Origin of the sequence: Bacillus sp. FSL R5-0576 (assembly GCF_038004765.1) — a bacterium.
GTDB classification, from domain to species: Bacteria; Bacillota; Bacilli; order Bacillales; family Bacillaceae; genus Bacillus; species Bacillus subtilis.
In genome coordinates, this window is record NZ_JBBORU010000001.1 from 1,008,702 (window position 1) to 1,028,962 (window position 20,261).

Annotated in this window: 16 protein-coding genes; 8 read left to right on the forward strand and 8 right to left on the reverse strand. The window is 46.9% G+C overall.

Annotated elements, in window-relative coordinates:
• The first annotated feature begins 94 nt into the window (after positions 1-94).
• From addB to hlpB, 5 genes are all read left to right on the forward strand, one after another.
• Positions 95-3,595 (forward strand): helicase-exonuclease AddAB subunit AddB, encoded by a 3,501-nt coding sequence (addB, locus tag NX903_RS05175; protein ID WP_086343671.1) that lies wholly within the window; start codon positions 95-97, stop codon positions 3,593-3,595.
• The gene (gene addA, locus NX903_RS05180) at positions 3,582-7,280 is read left to right on the forward strand and encodes a helicase-exonuclease AddAB subunit AddA (protein ID WP_086343672.1); all 3,699 of its coding nucleotides are present in this window, start codon (positions 3,582-3,584) and stop codon (positions 7,278-7,280) included. The genes addB and addA overlap by 14 nt, the downstream gene beginning before the upstream one ends.
• Before the next feature lie 71 nt (positions 7,281-7,351).
• Positions 7,352-8,527 (forward strand): exonuclease subunit SbcD, encoded by a 1,176-nt coding sequence (gene sbcD, locus NX903_RS05185; RefSeq protein ID WP_086343673.1) that lies wholly within the window; start codon positions 7,352-7,354, stop codon positions 8,525-8,527.
• Entirely contained in the window at positions 8,524-11,916 is a 3,393-nt protein-coding gene (gene sbcC / locus NX903_RS05190) for an exonuclease subunit SbcC (protein WP_086343674.1), read from the forward strand. The genes sbcD and sbcC overlap by 4 nt, the downstream gene beginning before the upstream one ends.
• Positions 11,917-11,929: 13 nt before the next feature.
• Complete coding sequence (hlpB, locus tag NX903_RS05195) at positions 11,930-12,232, forward strand: HNH nuclease-like protein HlpB (protein ID WP_086343675.1); 303 nt, start codon at positions 11,930-11,932, stop codon at positions 12,230-12,232.
• Positions 12,233-12,268: 36 nt separating this feature from the next.
• On the opposite strand, the gene NX903_RS05200 is transcribed toward hlpB, so the two are convergent.
• The 8 genes from NX903_RS05200 to NX903_RS05235 form a co-directional block, all read right to left on the reverse strand.
• A complete protein-coding gene (locus tag NX903_RS05200) occupies positions 12,269-12,487 on the reverse strand; it encodes a spore germination protein (RefSeq protein WP_003233096.1) in 219 nt (72 codons plus the stop codon).
• Positions 12,488-12,518: 31 nt separating this feature from the next.
• On the reverse strand, positions 12,519-12,920 hold the full coding sequence (locus NX903_RS05205) for a spore germination protein GerPE (RefSeq protein WP_032679918.1): 402 nt from the start codon (positions 12,918-12,920) through the stop codon (positions 12,519-12,521).
• Complete coding sequence (gene gerPD, locus NX903_RS05210; RefSeq protein ID WP_014476380.1) at positions 12,920-13,096, reverse strand: spore germination protein GerPD; 177 nt, start codon at positions 13,094-13,096, stop codon at positions 12,920-12,922. The genes NX903_RS05205 and gerPD overlap by 1 nt, the downstream gene beginning before the upstream one ends.
• Positions 13,093-13,710: a spore germination protein GerPC gene (locus NX903_RS05215; protein WP_014476381.1), complete on the reverse strand. Its 618-nt coding sequence runs from the start codon at positions 13,708-13,710 to the stop codon at positions 13,093-13,095. Before NX903_RS05215 ends, gerPD begins: the two co-directional genes overlap by 4 nt.
• A 22-nt stretch (positions 13,711-13,732) precedes the next feature.
• Complete coding sequence (gene gerPB, locus NX903_RS05220) at positions 13,733-13,966, reverse strand: spore germination protein GerPB (RefSeq protein WP_144486599.1); 234 nt, start codon at positions 13,964-13,966, stop codon at positions 13,733-13,735.
• Between the two features lie 14 nt (positions 13,967-13,980).
• Complete coding sequence (locus NX903_RS05225) at positions 13,981-14,202, reverse strand: spore germination protein (protein WP_003233088.1); 222 nt, start codon at positions 14,200-14,202, stop codon at positions 13,981-13,983.
• A gap of 422 nt (positions 14,203-14,624) precedes the next feature.
• Positions 14,625-14,795: an aspartyl-phosphate phosphatase YisI gene (gene yisI / locus NX903_RS05230; protein ID WP_003233086.1), complete on the reverse strand. Its 171-nt coding sequence runs from the start codon at positions 14,793-14,795 to the stop codon at positions 14,625-14,627.
• Positions 14,796-14,940: 145 nt separating this feature from the next.
• Positions 14,941-15,864 (reverse strand): CotH kinase family protein, encoded by a 924-nt coding sequence (locus NX903_RS05235; protein WP_086343677.1) that lies wholly within the window; start codon positions 15,862-15,864, stop codon positions 14,941-14,943.
• 154 nt (positions 15,865-16,018) lie between these two features.
• Between NX903_RS05235 and NX903_RS05240 the strand changes: the two genes are divergently transcribed.
• The 3 genes from NX903_RS05240 to wprA all read left to right on the forward strand — a co-directional run bounded on the left by NX903_RS05240 (position 16,019) and on the right by wprA (position 20,248).
• Entirely contained in the window at positions 16,019-16,924 is a 906-nt protein-coding gene (locus NX903_RS05240) for a fumarylacetoacetate hydrolase family protein (RefSeq protein WP_003245441.1), read from the forward strand.
• A gap of 115 nt (positions 16,925-17,039) precedes the next feature.
• Complete coding sequence (locus NX903_RS05245) at positions 17,040-17,396, forward strand: YisL family protein (protein ID WP_003244937.1); 357 nt, start codon at positions 17,040-17,042, stop codon at positions 17,394-17,396.
• A gap of 167 nt (positions 17,397-17,563) precedes the next feature.
• Positions 17,564-20,248, forward strand: a complete 2,685-nt coding sequence (gene wprA, locus NX903_RS05250) for a cell wall-associated protease WprA (RefSeq protein ID WP_086343678.1) — start codon at positions 17,564-17,566, stop codon at positions 20,246-20,248.
• Positions 20,249-20,261: the final 13 nt, after the last annotated feature.

The following is a 20,261-nucleotide window of genomic DNA, read 5'->3' on the forward strand; positions in this document are numbered from 1 at the left end:
TGTGAAAAGGCCGTTTTTACCAATAGATCAGATTGGTCATTTTCGTCAACATTCGATAAAATATATAGAGATAAAAAGAGAGGGGTCTTCTAATTTGGGAGCAGAGTTTTTAGTAGGCAGGTCCGGGAGTGGAAAAACGAAGCTGATCATCAATAGCATTCAGGATGAATTGCGCCGGGCTCCATTCGGGAAGCCGATCATTTTTCTAGTCCCGGATCAAATGACGTTTTTAATGGAATACGAGCTTGCTAAAACGCCAGATATGGGCGGGATGATACGCGCTCAAGTGTTCAGTTTTTCACGATTGGCCTGGCGCGTCCTCCAGCATACGGGAGGAATGAGCAGGCCGTTTCTGACGAGCACCGGCGTACAAATGCTCCTGCGGAAGCTCATTGAGGAGCATAAACAGGAGTTCAAAGTCTATCAAAAAGCGAGTGACAAAAGCGGGTTTACCGCACAGGTTGAGCGGATGCTGACAGAGTTTAAGCGCTATTGTCTGGAACCGGAGGATATCCGCCGGATGGCGGAAAGCGGAACGGCTTCCGAGTATCGCGGAGAACGTGTTTTATCTGAAAAGCTCCATGACTTATCAATTCTGTATCAGCAAATGGAAAAAAGCCTCGCAGACCAATATCTTCATTCTGAGGATTATTTGACATTGCTGGCAGAGCATATCCCGCTTGCGGAAGATATAAAAGGCGCCCATATCTATGTGGATGGCTTTTATCAGTTTACACCGCAGGAATTCAGGGTGTTGGAGCAGCTTATGGTTCATGCGGAGCATATCACGTTTTCGCTCACAGCGGACAAGCCGTCATATGAGCGGGAGCCGCATGAACTGGAATTGTTCAGAATGACGGGGAAAACCTATTACCGCCTGCATCAGAAGGCGAAGGAACTGAATCTGGACATTACGTATAAAGAGCTGAGCGGGACTGAGCGGCATACAAAGACGCCGGAATTGGCGCATCTAGAGGCACAGTATGAAGCGCGTCCGGCCGTTCCATACGCAGAAAAACAAGAAGCCCTTACTGTGATGCAGGCCGCAAACAGACGAGCTGAGCTGGAAGGCATTGCCCGGGAAATTCACGCCCTAGTCAGAGAGAAGGGATATCGCTATAAGGATGTAGCAATTCTTGCGCGCCAGCCGGAAGACTACAAGGATATGGTGAAGGAAGTTTTCGCAGATTACGAGATTCCTTATTTCATTGACGGAAAAGCATCTATGCTGAACCATCCGTTAATTGAATTTATCCGGTCAAGCCTTGATGTTCTGAAAGGGAATTGGCGTTATGAAGCGGTGTTTCGCTGCGTGAAAACCGAACTGCTATTCCCGCTCAATGAACCGAAGGCCAAAGTGAGAGAACAGGTCGATCAGCTCGAAAATTACTGTATCGCCTATGGTATTAAAGGCGACCGCTGGACAAAGGGCGATCGTTTCCAATACAGGCGTTTTGTGTCATTGGATGATGATTTTGCACAGACTGATCAGGAAATCGAAATGGAAAACATGTTGAATGACACCCACGATTGGATTGTTCCGCCGCTTTTTCAGCTTCAAAAACGCATGAAAAAAGCGAAGACGGTTCAAGAGAAGGCAGAGGCGCTCTATCGTTATTTAGAAGAGACAGATGTGCCGCTGAAGCTGGATCAGGAAAGGCAGCGTGCTGAGGATGACGGCAGAATCATTGAAGCGCAGCAGCATCAGCAGGCGTGGGACGCAGTCATTCAGCTGCTTGAGGAGTTTGTTGAAATGATGGGAGATGATGAGATTTCTCTTGATTTGTTTCAGCAAATGATAGAAGCCGGCGCGGAGTCGCTTACATTTTCTCTTATTCCGCCTGCGCTTGACCAGGTGTTTGTCGGCAATATGGATTTGTCCAGAATGTATGGCACCTCCTGCACCTTTGTGCTCGGGGCAAACGACGGCGTTCTGCCGGCACGCCCTGATGAAAATGGGGTCCTGTCGGATGATGACCGGGAATGGCTGAAAACGATTGGGGTTGAGCTATCCTCAGGCGGACGGGAGCGTTTGCTTGATGAACATTTCCTCATCTACATGGCGTTTTCAAGTCCGTCTGACCGGCTTTACGTATCGTATCCGATTGCTGATGCAGAAGGAAAAACGCTTTTGCCGTCGATGATCGTTAAGCGGCTGGAAGAACTGTTTCCATATCATAAGGAGCGCCTGTTAACAAATGAACCTGAACAGGTCAGCGATGAGGAACAGCTGATGTATGTCGTGAATAAAAGCGTGGCACAGTCCTTTACCGCGAGCCAGCTCAGGTTATGGACTCGGGAATACGACATCAGCGACGTCTGGTGGAGCACGTACAATGTGCTGATGAGTGAGCCGGACAAGCTGCAATCGAAAAAGCTGTTCTCAAGCCTGTTTTTCCGGAATGAAGTGAAGCAGCTTGAACGCAGCGTGTCGAGACAGCTCTATGGTGAACGCATTCAGGGCAGTGTCTCAAGAATGGAAACCTTTAACGCATGCCCGTTTTCCCATTTTGCGTCACACGGGCTGCATCTGAAGGAACGGCAATTCTTCAAGCTTGAAGCACCGGATATCGGCCAGCTGTTTCATTCCAGCTTAAAGCTGATTTCAGACAGGCTGCGTGAGAAAAAGCTGGATTGGCGCGATTTAACGAAAGAGCAATGCGAGCTGTTTTCCTATGATGCGGTAGAGCGGCTGGCACCGAAACTGCAAAAGGAAATTCTGCTCAGCTCAAACCGGCATTATTATGTGAAGGAAAAACTGCAAAAAATTGTGACACGTGTATCCGGCATTTTAAGCGAGCATGCGAAAGCGAGCGGATTCGTACCGATCGGGCTTGAACTGGGCTTTGGAGGAAAAGGGCCGCTTCCGCCGCTGACCTTTCAACTGAAAAACGGCTGTACGATGGAACTCGTCGGGCGAATTGACCGTGTTGATAAGGCTGAAAGCTCAAAAGGCCTGCTCCTCAGGATTGTCGATTATAAATCAAGCGACAAAGGCCTTGACTTAGCGGAAGTATATTACGGATTGGCACTGCAAATGCTGACGTACCTTGATTTATCGATTACACATTCAGCTGACTGGCTCGGGATGAGGGCGACGCCTGCCGGAGTGCTGTATTTCCATATTCATGACCCGATGATTCAATCTAATCTCCCGCTTGGGCTTGACGAGATTGAACAGGAGATCTTTAAGAAATTTAAAATGAAGGGCTTGCTCCTCGGTGATCAGGAAGTGGTTCGCCTCATGGATACAACCCTTCAAGAGGGACGTTCAAATATCATAAACGCCGGCTTGAAAAAAGACGGATCTCTTAGATCAGACTCGGCCGCAGTCGGTGAAAAGGAATTTGATCTTTTGACAAAGCATGTGCGCCGCACCTTCCAGGAAGCGGGCGAACAAATCACCGACGGACGCGTATCCATTGAGCCTTACAAAATGAAGAACAAGACGCCGTGCACATACTGTGCGTTCAAATCAGTATGCCAATTTGATGAATCACTGGAAGAAAACGAGTATCGCCCATTAAAGGCTGAAAAGGACAAGACGATACTTGAGTGGATAAAAAAGGAGGCGGATGGCAATGAACATTCCTAAACCGGCAGACAGCACATGGACATATGACCAATGGAATGCCATTGTTTCAACCGGCCAGGATATTCTTGTGGCAGCGGCTGCGGGCTCTGGTAAAACCGCTGTGCTCGTTGAACGAATGATTCGGAAAATCACCGCGGAGGAAAACCCAATAGATGTAGACCGTCTTCTCGTTGTGACATTTACAAACGCCTCAGCGGCAGAGATGAAGCACCGAATCGCAGAAGCCTTGGAAAAAGAGCTTGTACAGCGCCCCGGCTCGCTGCATATCAGACGCCAGCTTTCTCTTTTGAACCGGGCCAGCATTTCGACGCTCCATTCCTTTTGCCTGCAAGTGCTGAAGAAATATTACTACTTGATCGATCTTGACCCGGGCTTTCGGATAGCTGATCAGACGGAAGGTGAGCTACTGGGGGATGAAGTGCTTGACGAGCTGTTTGAAGACGAATACGCAAAGGGCGAAAAGGCGTTTTTTGAGCTTGTTGATCGCTATACGACAGACCGGCATGATCTGGATCTGCAATTTCTCGTTAAACAGGTGTACGAGTATTCCCGATCCCATCCCAACCCGGAGGCGTGGCTGGAAAGTTTTGTTCATTTGTATGATGTATCAGAAAAGAGCGCCATCGAGGAGCTGCCGTTTTATCAATATGTCAAAGAAGATATTGCAATGGTGCTTAACGGGGCGAAGGAAAAGCTCTTGCGCGCGCTTGAGCTGACGAAAGCGCCGGGCGGCCCGGCGCCGCGTGCTGACAATTTTCTTGATGATCTTGCGCAGATTGATGAACTGATTCAGCATCAGGATGATTTCATTGAACTATATAAGCGGGTGCCCGCCGTCTCTTTTAAGCGTGCCAAAGCAGTAAAAGGGGATGAGTTCGATCCAGCGCTCCTTGATGAGGCGACAGATTTGAGAAACGGCGCAAAAAAACTGCTTGAAAAGCTCAAAACCGACTACTTCACGCGAAGTCCTGAACAGCACTTGAAAAGCCTAGCCGAGATGAAGCCTGTCATTGAAACGCTCGTACAGCTTGTCATCAGCTATGGAAAACGATTCGAAGCTGCGAAACAGGAAAAATCAATCATCGATTTTTCTGATTTGGAGCATTACTGTTTAGCGATTTTGACAGCTGAGAATGACAAAGGTGAACGTGAGCCGAGCGAGGCTGCAAGGTTTTATCAGGAACAGTTTCATGAGGTGCTCGTTGACGAATATCAGGATACCAACCTCGTGCAGGAATCGATTCTGCAGCTCGTCACAAGCGGGCCGGAGGAGACTGGTAACCTGTTTATGGTAGGAGATGTCAAACAGTCGATTTATCGATTCAGGCTTGCGGAGCCGCTTCTTTTCCTCTCTAAATACAAACGGTTTACAGAGAGCGGAGAAGGCACGGGGCGGAAAATCGATTTGAATAAAAATTTCCGAAGCCGGGCTGATATTTTAGACAGCACAAACTTTTTATTTAAACAGCTGATGGGCGGCAAAATCGGTGAGGTCGATTATGACGAGCAGGCTGAGCTGAAGCTTGGTGCAGCGTATCCGGACAATGAAGAGACGGAAACAGAGCTGCTGCTGATCGACAACGCAGAAGATACGGATGCAAGCGAGGAAGCAGAAGAGCTTGAAACGGTGCAGTTTGAGGCAAAAGCCATCGCTAAGGAAATTCGCAAGCTGATTTCATCGCCATTTAAGGTGTATGACGGAAAAAAGAAAACACATCGCAATATTCAATACCGAGATATCGTGATTTTGCTCCGTTCGATGCCGTGGGCTCCGCAAATCATGGAGGAGCTGAGAGCACAGGGCATACCTGTTTACGCCAATTTAACGTCAGGCTATTTTGAAGCGGTCGAAGTCGCCGTCGCGCTTTCTGTGCTGAAGGTGATTGATAATCCGTATCAGGATATACCGCTTGCCTCTGTGCTGCGCTCACCGATTGTCGGAGCAGATGAAAACGAGCTGTCTTTGATCCGGCTTGAAAATAAAAAAGCGCCGTACTATGAGGCGATGAAAGACTACCTGGCTGCTGGTGACCGGAACGATGAGCTTTATCAAAAGCTAAATACGTTTTACGGACATCTGCAAAAATGGCGCGCGTTTTCGAAAAACCACTCAGTATCTGAGCTGATTTGGGAAGTGTACCGCGACACCAAATATATGGATTATGTCGGCGGGATGCCGGGCGGAAAACAGCGCCAGGCCAATTTGCGTGTTCTTTATGATAGGGCGCGTCAATATGAATCAACGGCATTTCGCGGCTTGTTCCGTTTCCTGCGGTTTATCGAACGCATGCAGGAGCGGGGCGATGATCTTGGTACGGCGAGAGCGCTCAGCGAGCAGGAGGATGTTGTCCGCTTAATGACGATCCACAGCAGCAAAGGGCTCGAATTTCCAGTCGTGTTTGCAGCGGGTCTCGGCCGGAATTTCAACATGATGGATTTAAATAAATCGTACCTGCTGGACAAGGAGCTCGGGTTCGGCACGAAGTATATTCATCCGCAATTACGCATCAGCTATCCGACACTTCCGCTCATTGCGATGAAGAAAAAAATGCGCAGGGAGCTGCTGTCAGAGGAATTGCGTGTTCTCTATGTTGCATTAACGAGAGCGAAGGAAAAGCTGTTTCTGATTGGCTCATGTAAGGATCATCAGAAACAGCTTGCAAAATGGCAGGCATCCGCGTCCCAAACTGATTGGCTTCTGCCAGAATTTGACCGCTATCAGGCGAAAACGTATCTAGATTTCATCGGGCCGGCTCTTGCCAGGCACAGAGACTTGGAGGATTTGGCTGGTGTGCCAGCACACGCTGACATCTCAGATCACCCGGCTCGTTTTGCCGTTCAAATGATCCATTCCTATGATTTGCTTGATGATGATCTGGAAGAAAGAATGGAAGAAAAAAGCGAGCGCCTAGAAGCGATCCGCCGAGGTGAACCAGTTCCCGGCTCGTTTGCGTTTGATGAAAAAGCCCGCGAGCAGCTGAGCTGGACATACCCGCATCACGAGGTGACGCAAATTCGGACAAAGCAATCGGTTTCTGAGATCAAAAGAAAAAGAGAGTACGAGGATGAATACAGCGGCAGGGCCCCTGTAAAGCCGGCTGATGGAAGCATTCTGTACAGACGTCCCGCTTTTATGATGAAAAAAGGCCTGACAGCGGCAGAGAAAGGGACTGCCATGCATACGGTTATGCAGCATATCCCGCTGTCACATGTGCCGTCGATAGAAGAAGCTGAGCAGACGGTTCATAGGCTTTATGAAAAAGAGCTTCTCACTGAAGAACAAAAAGACGCTATTGATATAGAAGAAATCGTGCAATTTTTCCATACAGAAATCGGCGGACAGCTGATCGGTGCTAAGTGGAAGGACCGGGAAATACCATTCAGCTTAGCGCTTCCGGCCAAGGAGATCTATCCTGATGCACAGGAGGCAGATGAGCCGCTTTTAGTGCAGGGTATCATTGACTGTCTCTATGAAACTGAGGACGGATTATATCTATTGGATTATAAGTCGGACCGGATTGAGGGCAAATTCCAGCATGGATTTGAAGGAGCGGTCCCGATCTTGAAGAAACGATATGAAACGCAAATTCAGCTGTACACGAAGGCAGTGGAGCAAATTGCAAAAACAAAGGTAAAGGGATGTGCGCTTTATTTCTTTGACGGAGGGCACATTCTGACATTATAGCGAGATCCATAAGCTCCGGAATTTCAGGCGGAGCGGGTCTCGTTTTCTATATAAAAGAGAGGTGAAAGCATTTGCGGATTTTACATACGGCTGACTGGCATCTTGGAAAAACGCTTGAAGGAAGAAGCAGGCTTAGTGAACAGGCCGATGTGCTGGATGAAATGAATACGATTGTAAAGGATGAGCAGATCGATGCCATTGTAATGGCGGGGGATGCATTTGACACCGTAAACCCGCCGGCTTTAGCCGAGCAGCTGTTTTATGAAAGCCTGTCTGCGCTTAGCGACAGAGGAAAGCGCCCGATCGTAGTCATTGCCGGAAACCACGATAATCCTGACCGTTTGTCAGCCGCTTCACCGCTGACACATGAAAACGGCATTCATTTAATCGGTTATCCGACAACAGAGCCGATTCATATTGAAGTGCCTTCAGCAGGAGAGCTTTTGGCGGTTGGAGCGCTGGCGTACCCATCTGAAGCGCGGTTAAATGAAGTGCTATCCGATACGTTTGATGAAAAGCTGCTCCGTGATCATTATGACGTGAAAATCAGGCAGGCGTTTGAACATATGACAAGCCGGTTCCGGAACGATGCAGTGAAGATTGCCGCAAGCCATATTTATGTGGCAGGCGGAAACCAAACCGATTCAGAGCGGCCGATTGAAGTCGGCGGTGCATACACGGTGGCTGCTGAAAGCCTGCCGGCAGATGCCGCTTACGTGGCGCTTGGCCATTTGCATCGCCCGCAAACGATCAAGCGGGCGCGGACGCTTGCGCGTTATTCAGGATCTCCGCTCGCCTACAGCTTTTCTGAAGCGGGCTACGCAAAATCAGTGACGATTGTGGACGCAAAGCCTGGGGAAGAGGCCACTTGGCAAGAGGTGTTATTATCAAGCGGCAAGCCCCTTGTGAAGTGGAAAGCGGCAAATGGATTAAGTGAGGTGTACAGCTGGCTGGATGAAGGCAGAGATCAGAATGCTTGGATTGACCTGGAAATCCGTGTCACAGACCAGCTGTCACTTGAAGAGATTCACAGGCTGCGGAAGGCGCACCCAGGCTTTATCCATATCAGGCCGGTTTTTGAAGAACAGAACAAAGACCGGGAACGGATCGAGGTTAAACATGTCTCAATCGAGGACCGCTTTAAGAAATTTTATGAAAAACAAACTGGCGGTGCGGTGCCGGATGAAGAAATGGTGAAGCTGTTTTTAGAGCTTGCATCAGGCGTTGAAGAGGAGGATGCGAAATGAAGCCGATCGCTTTAAGCATTAAGGGGCTCCACAGCTTTAGAGAGGAGCAGACGATAGATTTTGAAGGCCTTTCCGGTGCCGGTGTTTTCGGCATTTTCGGCCCGACAGGAAGCGGTAAATCCTCTATACTCGACGCAATGACGCTTGCTTTATACGGAAAGGTGGAACGGGCGGCGAATAATACGCACGGTATCTTAAACCAGGCGGAAGATACGCTGTCTGTTTCCTTTACCTTTGCGCTTCAGACGAATCACCAAATCTCATACAAAGTCGAGCGTGTGTTTAAGAGAACGGATGAAATGAAGGTAAAAACGGCACTTTGCCGCTTCATCGAAATCAAGGATGAGCATACCGTACTGGCTGATAAAGCCAGCGAAGTGAATAAAAGAGTTGAGGAGCTCTTGGGGCTGACGATCGACGATTTTACGAGAGCGGTGGTGCTGCCCCAAGGGAAGTTTGCTGAATTTCTGTCTTTAAAAGGAGCAGAGCGCAGGCATATGCTTCAGCGTTTATTTAATTTGGAGCAATATGGAGACAGGCTTGTGAAAAAGCTGAGACGGCAGGCGCAGGAAGCCAATGCGAGAAAAAATGAAATGCTTGCTGAACAGTCCGGTCTTGGTGAGGCGAGTTCAGAGGCAGTTGAGCAGGCTGAAAAGGCTCTCGAACAAGCGGAAGCCCGGCTGGAAGCGATGAGGAAGAACCGTGATCAGGCGAAGGAGCGGTTTACAGAGCATCAGGAGATATGGAATGTCCAAAAGGAAAAATCCGCTTATGAAGAAGAGGAAAAACGTCTCGCAGAAGAACAGCCGCATATAGACAGCATGCAAAAACGCCTGCTGGAAGCAGAAACAGCAGCAGCCCTTAAGCCCTATGCGGACCGGTACGCAGAAGCGATCCAGCATGAGGAGCAAGCTGAAAAGGAACAAACGCTAGCCCAAAAGGATTTAGCAGACCGGACAGCTTTCTTTCAGCAAAAACATGAAGAGTATGAAGCGTGGCGCCAGCATAAAAGCGAGAAAGAGCCTGAGCTTTTATCCAAACAGGAACAGCTTTCACGCTTGCAGGAAATCGAAATCAAACTGAGTGAGGCCAAGCAAGAGGAAGAGCGCAAAAAGGCTGACCTCCGGCAGAAAGAAGAGGCTCTTCAATCTGTCATGAATGAATTGGAGACCGTAACAGACCGCCTGACACGAGGGCAAAACAGACAGACAGAATTGAAGCAGCAGCTCAAATCCCTGCAGGTGACATCCGATGAGCGAAAAAGCTGCCAGCAGGCCGCAGAAATGGCATTGCGCATCAGACAAACCGAGGAGCAAATCAAAAAAGAGAAAAAACGAAGTGACGAATTGAACCTCGTGCTTCAGAAGATCAATGAAGAGAAGAATACACTCGTTCAAAAGACGGAAGCGGAAGAAAACAACATCATTCAGGCATATGAGGCAGTTCAAACTGTGTACCATTTGGTGTGCGAAACGGAACGCTCATTAACACGTATGACGGAAGAGACTAGAAAGAGCCAACACACGCTTCACTTACAGCGTGAAAAAGCAAGGGTGGCACTGCTGACAAAAGAGTTAGCCCAAAAGCTGACTGCCGGTAAGCCTTGCCCGGTATGCGGTTCAACCGATCATGATCCATCTGCCTCAGTACATGAAACATATGAAGCCGACAGCCATCTTGAAGAGGACATTAAACAGACAGATGTATTATTGACGGAAGCTGCAGCTCTCAGCCAGGAGATTCTTTCAGCCAAAATTACGCTTGAAGAACAGTCCGCGCGCTTTATTGAACAGTGTCCGTTTTTGCAGACAATTCAAGCGCAGAACCTTGAAGCGGCAGCTTCCTTCGAACATCAGCCGGTGTATGAAGCATTTGAAACTGCCAAATTTGAATGGAAACGAATCAAGCAGGACATTCTTTCTGTTAAGACACGAATGGCACAAATGATCGGCGCCTATCAGGAGTCTTTAAAAAAGGCCGAGCAGCTTAATGAAAAAATCGGTTTTGAAAAAAGAGAAGCTGACCGTATTGAAAGCATCATCACCGAGCTTCAATCCTCAATGGACAGCAGTCTGAACATGTTTAAAGAAGCATTTCAGAATCAATCTGTGGACGAAGCAGAAAAATGGCAGCAAGCCATTGAAGAAAAGGACCGGGCTGCAGAAGAATGTGAAAAACGAATTGAGAAGAGTATCGCGTTTCTTGCTGAGCATGAAGCACAAAAGGAAAAACTGCGGGAATCGAGACACCGGCTTGAGCGGGAAAAGCTGGAGCTTCATTATGCGGCTGAACGCATAAAGAGCGTGATAGCTGATTATGAGCACGAACTCGGAGATTATGCAAAAGGAGATTCGATTCAAATCAAACTCCGCTCTGTCCAGCAGGATCTAAAGCTGTTAAAGGAAAAAGAACAATCTTTATATGAAGAACTGCAAAGTGCCCAAATGAAGCTCAACCAGGCGAAAAGCCGCGCTTCTGCAAGCGAGCTCACTCTTCAAGAGGCGAAGGGCAGATTGGAAAAAGCAAAAGCTGCTTGGCTTGAGCATACAAAAAACACCTCCATTACCCGGACTGAGGAGGTTGAACAAAGTCTCATCCCAGCTGATGAACTTGAAAAGATGAAAACCGGCATAGACCAGTTTATGGATAAACTGAAGCAAAATGCTGCAAACTTAAAACGAGTAGCAGAGATACTTGCCGGCAGAGCATTATCAGAGAGCGAATGGAACGAAACCGTTGCAGCATTACAAAAAGCTGAGGACGCATTTGGCGCTGCTATAGAGGAAAAAGGCGCGGCAGCAAAAGCACTGGCTGTCATTCGCGACCATCATAAACGGTTTAATGAAATTGAAGCTGAACTGAAAAAATGGCAGACGCATATCGACAGGCTGGACAAGCTGCAAGCTGTGTTTAAAGGCAATACCTTCGTCGAATTTTTAGCTGAGGAGCAGCTTGAAAGCGTTGCGAGGGACGCCTCAGCAAGACTCAGTATGCTGACAAGACAGCGCTATGCCATCGAAGTGGATTCAGAAGGCGGCTTCGTGATGCGGGATGACGCGAATGGAGGCGTAAGACGCCCGGTTTCCAGTTTGTCTGGAGGAGAGACCTTCCTCACCTCGCTTTCACTTGCTCTTGCGCTGTCTGCGCAGATCCAGCTTCGCGGGGAATACCCGCTTCAGTTCTTTTTCTTAGATGAAGGCTTCGGCACACTGGATCAAGATCTGCTTGATACGGTTGTCACGGCCTTGGAAAAACTTCAGTCAGACAATCTGGCTGTCGGTGTCATCAGCCATGTGCAGGAGCTGCGTGCACGGCTTCCGAAAAAGCTGATCGTCCATCCGGCTGAACCGAGCGGCCGCGGTACGCGGGTATCACTTGAGTTGATGTAAGGGAGGAGCGGATATGGCAAAGCAGACTGCCGGAATATGTGAGCTGTGCGGCCGGAGCGATGTCCAGCTGACAGAGCATCATCTCACACCGAAAGAGGAAGGCGGAGCGTTTTTGCCGACAGCGATGCTCTGTATTCCTTGCCATAAACAGATTCATGCCTTATATACCAATCAAGAGCTCGCTTTACGTTTAAACGGAATGGCTGAACTCAGAAGCGATCCAGAGCTTGCCCGGTTTGTCAAATGGATCAGAAAACAGCCGCCTGAGAAGCTGATCAAAACAAAGAAATCAAATGAACGAAAAAAGAAAAAATGACTAAAAAGCAGCCCTCTCTTTGCAGAGCGGCTGCTTTTATCCGTTTCCAACCATATCCTGATCGTTGACATCGGGGTCTATATAATTTGTCGCGTTGACTGCATTATTTAATAGAAGGAAATCTCCCGTGTTTCCTGCTCCCGAACCGAGCGCAGATTTTGAAGAGCTTTTCGGAGAAAGGTAAAAGGAATCACCAAAGTTTACGACTCCGCCCGATATGGAATTGATAGCTATAGGCCCGACAATTGCTGGCATAAACGACACCCTTTATCGAAGTCTCTGTTTATTATATGTTCTTGGCGGGCGATTGTGAGCGCGGAGACTGAATCTGTCTGATATGTTTGATTCTCGCATCACCGCGGATAAGCGAAGCTGAACCAGCATGTAAAACAGAAGAGGCGGAAACCCCTTGAATTTTGATGCTGCGAACATAAATAGCCGGCACCTCGTGGCAAAATGCGCTTTGTACACCTGTTTCGCGAATCGGCTTCACTGCCTGCTGCTGAAAGATTTGGTACTCCTTTTTGTTAAATGAGCCTTCATTATTGTAAAACGTGGACCGAGAACGCTGAACAGCAAATACTTTTACACTCATATCGATTTCATTTGTGTCGCCAACTTGAAACACACTTGCGATCCCGAGGGAATTAAACTTAACTAGTCTGATGCGTGATATGCGTTTAAGCATTATTCTGGCGCAATCGGAGCAAACGGCCCGATGATAAGAGATTCAGGCGGTGTATCAAAAATAGAAGACAGGTAGATGGATTCAGTGTCTCCGATGTGGAAAACGGAGGAACTGGACACACCGTTCATCCGGATGTCCCCGACTTCCAAGCTGCGGTTGATGACTGTAAAGATCATGCTTGCTCATCTCCTTTCATTTCTGATGGAATATGCTCCAGAAAGTGTTCTACAGCGCGGATGACATCACGCTTCACATGTTCAGCGATATGTTCTGCATATTGTGCAGGCGGTGTATTTTCTTCTTTTTTGATATGGGACATATAATAGTGAATCCGGCTGTCCATTTGTTTTCTGATGTCTTCAATAACATGGTGTCTGTTTGTATCGTCAAGTCTGCTGTCATATTGGTTTTCAAGCTGTTCCAAAATATCTGGGATTTCCTCAGTTAAGTACATGTCGACATTCTGGCGGATCTGCTGCATGAGCTGAGCGCTCTCTTCCTGCTGCATCATCCCGATTTGCGGTGTCGACTGGCTGACTTCAAAGTTTTGGACGCTGTTCGGGTCAGTCGGATTTAAGCCGATATTCAAAGTCCCGTCGAGCCTTTCGATTTTCAGCTGATCAAATTTATACTCCACACGCTCAATGGTAGTGGCCGGCCGCTGTTTCATCGTATTCATTTCAGTTTGAATCTCTTTCAGCTGACGTTCGAGCTGCTGAATGTGAATCGCCTGCTGCTGAACGAAGGAATTCAAGTTTTGCAGGTAAGAGGAAACAGATTGATCATACATGTTCTTCACCTCTTTCATATGATTAACGGCCAGGAGGCTGGAGCGGGACCAATGAACCTGTGTCGGGCTCCTGCAGCTGGAGCGGTTGCCCTGAGCCATAAACTTCTGGTGCCGGTTCTACATAACTCCCTGTATTATACAAATTTGACAGTGACTTGATTGATCCGGCGCTCCCGATTTGCAGAATGGAGGAATTACTGATTGATTCCAGCCGGAGATAGTTGATTTGAATGGTTTGATTAATATAGAAGTTCATGTGCCTCACTCCTTTTACGCATTGGCCACGATCGGCTGATCAACCGCATCATTGTCATACACATTCGTCGCGTTTTGATAATTCATCACCTTGAGGCTGTCGCCGGTATTAAAGCTGCCAGCACCGGCAAACGTTCTGACCTGAGCCTGAGGAGAAATCGTAATGCAGTCCCCGATGTGAACGACTCCGCTCGTACCAATCGCATTAATTTTAAACGCTCCGACAATGGCCGGCATACGAGCACATCCTTTGTTGAAAAATTAAAAAAAGACAGGTAAAGTGAAATAACAATTCTGATTTCAATTGGGCTATTCACGATAGCTTATGACAAACGCACATATGTGTGAGAGAAATTTAAAGGGGACATATCGGCTCTTGATGAAAGCGTTTTATTTTTTCGGGCCGTTATGTTTAAACATGGCAAAAGAGGATGTTGGGTATAAATTGAGCGGAAATGCGGCGAAGGATGCCGCTATCCGCCTATGGTGATTTTTGTTTATTTCTTTGGTGTTTTTGCGTGTAGAATGCTTTTTGGAGTATGTCGTGCTGCGGTATTCGATTTTTGGGCGGGCACATTCTCGCCCTGAGGTATATCCCAGAAGTGCTGAGCAAAAAGCGGAGTTACATGTGGTGTATTCTAAGTGTTATAGAAAATGATTTACATACGGGAGTTTTCAAGATATCTCCCAAAAATCATTTCTTCTTTAATCCGGGTATTCAGCAGGATATCCAGCTCTTGGCTGCATTGAATCGTTTCTTTTGAATTCATGCCATATTTTTGTGCGGTTTCAATTAGTGTGATCCTCATTTCTTCAATTTTACTGTTCATTACGCTATCTCCAATTCTAGATTTTATTTTGATATAAATACAGGATATCGTTAGTATAACCTATTTTGGCTCAAAAGGTTGCCTTTCGTCAATTTGACTAAAAAAGCGACAATTTTTGCTGCGGCCTTTTTTAATGGAGAAAGGACTAAAGTCTTGCTAAGTGTGCTTGCAAAAAGTCCTGCCGTTCCTCAATTTCTCTAAGTATGTTTGTCTGCTCCTTTTCGATCTGAAAGGGGCTTTTTTTGATAAAAGGATCATCAGCAGCACTTTGACAAATGTCAAGGTGCCATTCGTTGATGAGAGGAGATAATCGTTCAATAGTAAACGACCGCTTCAGCACGTTTTTCATTAATGTGTGATATTGCGACCGGAAGGCGGGAATGGATAGAAGCCTTGACGAAAGCGTCTTTCCTTTTGTCAGAAGCGGGTCTTCGTCATACCATTCTTGTACGGCAAGCGATCTTGTCTCTATCGGGGAAACGTAAAGCCGGCCGGATTCGTTTAAACAAAATGTGTAGTAAAAGCCTTGATTGGTGCAGGCGTTGCCGATCAGCCACAAAAAAAACAGCTTGACATCCAGATACAATTTAATCCTTTCAGCCAATTCGTCATCTCCGGCTGTGCGGATCAGTATGAAAAATTCATGTAAGAATGCCGAGGAATCACTGTTAAAAAGGGACAACGGAACCCTTGGATCGGCCGTCTTCACTCCGTAACTCGTTTTACTGGCTGGCTGATGGTTCTTGATGTTCAAATAAATGCCTTCAGGCTGGCCATTGATGGTCAGAAAGCTGTACGAGGCAGCGGGAGCAGGTACGCCGATCTGGTCAAAAAAACAATAGGCGAGTCTGCGCCGCATCAGGGACGGATCATCCTGTTCTGCATTCAAAAAAAGTGTCCTTTCACCAAGCAGAGACTTTTCCCAGCTGATTTCGTAGGATGCCTTTTCCGCTCTGTCACGCTGTGTGAGAAGAATGGGAGAAACAGATCGATCTGTTACGAAAAGCCCCTTGGCAGTACCTTTCCTTTTCAGCTGCTCCCGATGAAAAAATAAATGCACGCGCTCCATATTCTTTCCTCCTTCTCAAAACGACATTTGTATGATATGTAGAGCAAGCCCGTCCTGAAACGAAATGAAAACGGAATTGAGAAAAAGGGATTTCAGCATTCGACAGAGAATACATGAAGGAGCATTCTGATTTAAAAGATGATGGAGGAATAACATGAAATTTGCGACAGGGGAACTTTACAACCGAATGTTTGTCGGCCTGATCATTGACGATGAGAAAATTATGGATTTGCAAAAGGCTGAAAAAAAACTGTTTGAACTTGAGACGATTCCAGGATCGCTGATTGAATGTATCGCAGAAGGGGATAAATTCGTTGCGCATGCAAGGCAGCTGGCCGAGTGGGCAAAGAAACCGAATGATGAGCTGGGATCATTTATGTATTCATTATCTGAGGTGAAGCTCCATGCACCCATTCCGAAGCCATCAAAAAATATCATCTGCATCGGCAAAAACTACCGGGATCACGCGATTGAAATGGGGAGCGAGGCTGATATTCCGGAGCATCCGATGGTATTTACAAAATCGCCGGTAACGGTTACGGGGCATGGTGATATCGTAAAGAGCCATGAAGAGGTTACCTCTCAGCTTGATTATGAGGGAGAACTTGCTGTCGTGATCGGAAAAAGCGGGACTCGCATTTCAAAAGAAGATGCATATGACCATGTTTTCGGATATACGATTGTGAATGATATCACGGCGCGTGATCTGCAAAAAAGGCATAAGCAGTTTTTTATCGGAAAAAGCTTGGATACGACATGTCCGATGGGGCCCGTGCTTGTACATAAATCATCTATTCAGGAGCCAGAGCGCCTCAAGGTTGAAACAAGAGTCAACGGCGAGCTGCGCCAATCCGGTTCGGCAAGCGATATGATCTTTTCCATTCCGGAATTAATTGAAACCCTCTCAAAGGGGATGACGCTTGAAGCGGGCGACATTATTGCCACCGGTACGCCGTCTGGTGTCGGCAAGGGGTTTACGCCTCCAAAATTCTTGCGGTCAGGTGACAAAATTGATATTACAATTGATCCGATCGGAACGCTGTCAAACCAAATTGGCTGAATAAAACTGGAGGGCGGACCCGGACCCGCCCGTTTTTTCTGATAATCATCTTTGTGACAGAGGACAAGTTCATGGTACTATAAGTGGGGTAATTTATCTGATAGGGGGAACATATATGACACACCTACATATTACGACATGGGTGGTAGCGCTGATTCTGCTTTTCGTCAGCTACTCGCTGTATTCGTCAGGAAGTGCAAAGGGCGCAAAAATCACTCATATGATTCTGCGGTTATTCTATATCCTTATTATTTTGACAGGAGCTGAGCTGTTTGTCCGTTTCGCCAACTGGAACGGAGAATACGCCGGCAAAATGATTCTGGGCATTATCACCATCGGCTTGATGGAAATGCTCCTCATCCGCAAGAAAAAAGAAAAATCAACAGGAGGCCTGTGGGTCGGCTTCGTCATTGTCCTTTTGCTGACAGTGCTGCTCGGTCTGCATCTGCCAATTGGTTTTCAATTGTTTTAATAGAAAAACCTATGAACCCGGCTCATTGATAGAGTTGGGTTTTTTTATATTTATCCCCTTATATTCCAAATCATTTAAAATAACCTTAAAATTCCCTGTAAGCGGTATCTCGTCCTTTGAAATTATGATACCTTCAAGGAGATTCATTATTTTGCAGGAGGGATAACATGAAACGCAGAAAATTCAGCTCGTTTGTGGCGGCAGTGCTTATTTTTGCACTGATTTTCAGCCTTTTTTCTCCGGGAACCAAAGCTGCAGCGGCCGGCGCGATCGATCAGGCGGCTGCTCTGGAAAACGGCAAAGAGCAGACAGGCGCCATGAAGGAGCCGGAACAGGTGAAATGGTACAAAGTGACCCCGGGAGCAACGGATATTCAGAAACACTCACATATGGCACTGACCGTAAAGAGTGATTCAGTACTGAATGTATCTGTATATCCAAGTAAGGAAAAAGCGCTTAAAGATGAAACGTTTGAGATGTACCGTTCTTTCACAGCGGAGGATGGAAAAAGCGAAGTCATTTTTCCATACGCGTGGAGCGGCCCTTACTATGTAAAAGTTGAATACCTCGGAGAAGAAGAACCAGAGGACGGCGGAACAACAGAAGCAGTTGCAGAAGCCAAGTATACGATCGGGTATAAAGGCACCAAAAAACAGCCGTCAGATTTAGAAGAGGAAGAAGCTTGCCCGGTTGAAATGAGTGTCGATCAGAAGAAATCAGGAAAAGGCATCCTGGATAAATTGAGAGCGATTCGTGATGAGCAGCTGAGCCAAACAGCAGAAGGCAAAGAACTGACAAGCCTTTATTACAAAGCAGCACCGTTTATCGTTGCAAAGCTCGCACTCAATAAAACAGCAAGAAATGAAATCTATCAGGATCTTGTGACATTAAAGCCGTTATTTGACGATGTGTCAGAAAACGGAGCATCATCTTCGTATAAGATCACTGAAAAGGATCAAAAAGCGATCAACCGGCTATATGATAAAGCTTTACAATCAGTCCCGTCATTCCTTAAAGAGGAGATAAAGAAACAAGCGGACCGACTAAATATGAAGCAGCTGCAAGGCAAAACAGCCGGAGCCATTTTAACAGAAAACAATATTGCAGCAAAAAGTGAAGTTCAGACAACAAAGGTTATTTTCAAGGTGAAGGACAATAAAAGCCTCTCATCCGTACATAATGAAATGAAGGGCTTTTCTGCAAGCGCGCAATCGAAAAAAGACATATCTAATGTGAAAAAGGCAAAGAAACTGTTTGACAATCTGTATTCATTTGAACTTCCGAAAGACGAGAAACAGAACGGCGCATATACGGCAAGCGCCAAAAGGGTCAAAAGCGCTGCTGCGACACTATCCAAGATGTCCAATGTAGAGTTTGCGGAACCCGTGCAGGAATACAAAAGCCTGGCAAACGATATTCAGTACCCTTATCAATGGCCGCTTAAAAACAACGGTGAAAACGGCGGTGTCAAAAACGCGGATGTGAAATATGAGCCTGCCAACACATTGCTGTCCAAACGCAAGCTTAACGATACACTCATTGCAGTAGTAGACACAGGCGTAGACAGCACGCTTGCTGATTTAAAAGGAAAAGTAAGAACAGATCTCGGACACAATTTTGTCGGACGAAATAACAATGCAATGGATGATCAGGGGCATGGGACGCATGTCGCAGGCATTATTGCGGCCCAAAGCGATAACGGCTATTCAATGACTGGATTGAATGCCAAAGCAAAAATCATCCCTGTAAAAGTGCTTGATTCCGCAGGTTCCGGAGATACTGAACAAATTGCTCTCGGCATCAAATATGCTGCTGACAAAGGAGCAAAGGTGATTAATTTAAGTTTAGGCGGAGGCTACAGCCGCGTGCTTGAATTTGCTTTGAAGTACGCGGCTGACAAAAATGTTTTGATTGCCGCAGCCAGCGGGAATGATGGAGAAAATGCCTTATCTTATCCTGCATCTTCTAAATATGTGATGTCAGTCGGCGCAACGAACCGCATGGATATGACCGCTGATTTCTCTAACTATGGAAAAGGTCTGGACATCTCTGCTCCAGGGTCTGATATCCCGAGCTTAGTGCCGAACGGAAATGTCACGTACATGAGCGGAACGTCTATGGCGACGCCGTATGCTGCCGCTGCTGCAGGATTGCTGTTTGCTCAAAATCCTAAGCTGAAAAGAACAGAAGTTGAGGATATGTTGAAAAAGACGGCAGATGATATTTCCTTTGAAAGTGTCGATGGCGGAGAAGAAGAGTTGTATGACGATTATGGCGATCCGATTGAAATTCCGAAGACACCTGGTGTAGACTGGCATTCAGGCTACGGGCGGCTGAATGTCATGAAGGCTGTCAGCGCAGCTGATTTACAGCTTAAGGTCAACAAGCTGGAAAGCACTCAAACAGCTGTCAGAGGGAACGCGAAGGAAGGCACACTTATCGAGGTGATGAACGGCAAAAAGAAACTCGGCAGCGCCAAAGCCGGAAAAGACAATGCGTTCAAGGTTAATATCGCGACTCAAAAACAGGATCAAGTACTGTATGTGAAAGCAACAAAAGGCGATGCGAAAACATCGTATAAAGTTGTTGTCGTCAAAGGAAAACCTTCCGGCACACCGAAAGTAAACGCGGTGAAAACGAAGGATACGGCAGTAAAAGGGAAGGCAAACAGCAAAGCGATGATCAGAGTGAAAAACAAATCAAAGAAGGTCATTGCTTCTGCCAAAGCTGACGCAAAAGGAACGTTTTCGGTGAAAATCAAAAAACAAAAAGCCGGAACGGTGCTGTACGTCACGGCTGCGGATACGGATAAAAAAGAAAGCAAGGAAGCAAAAGTTGTTGTTGAAAAGTAACCAAAAAGCGGTG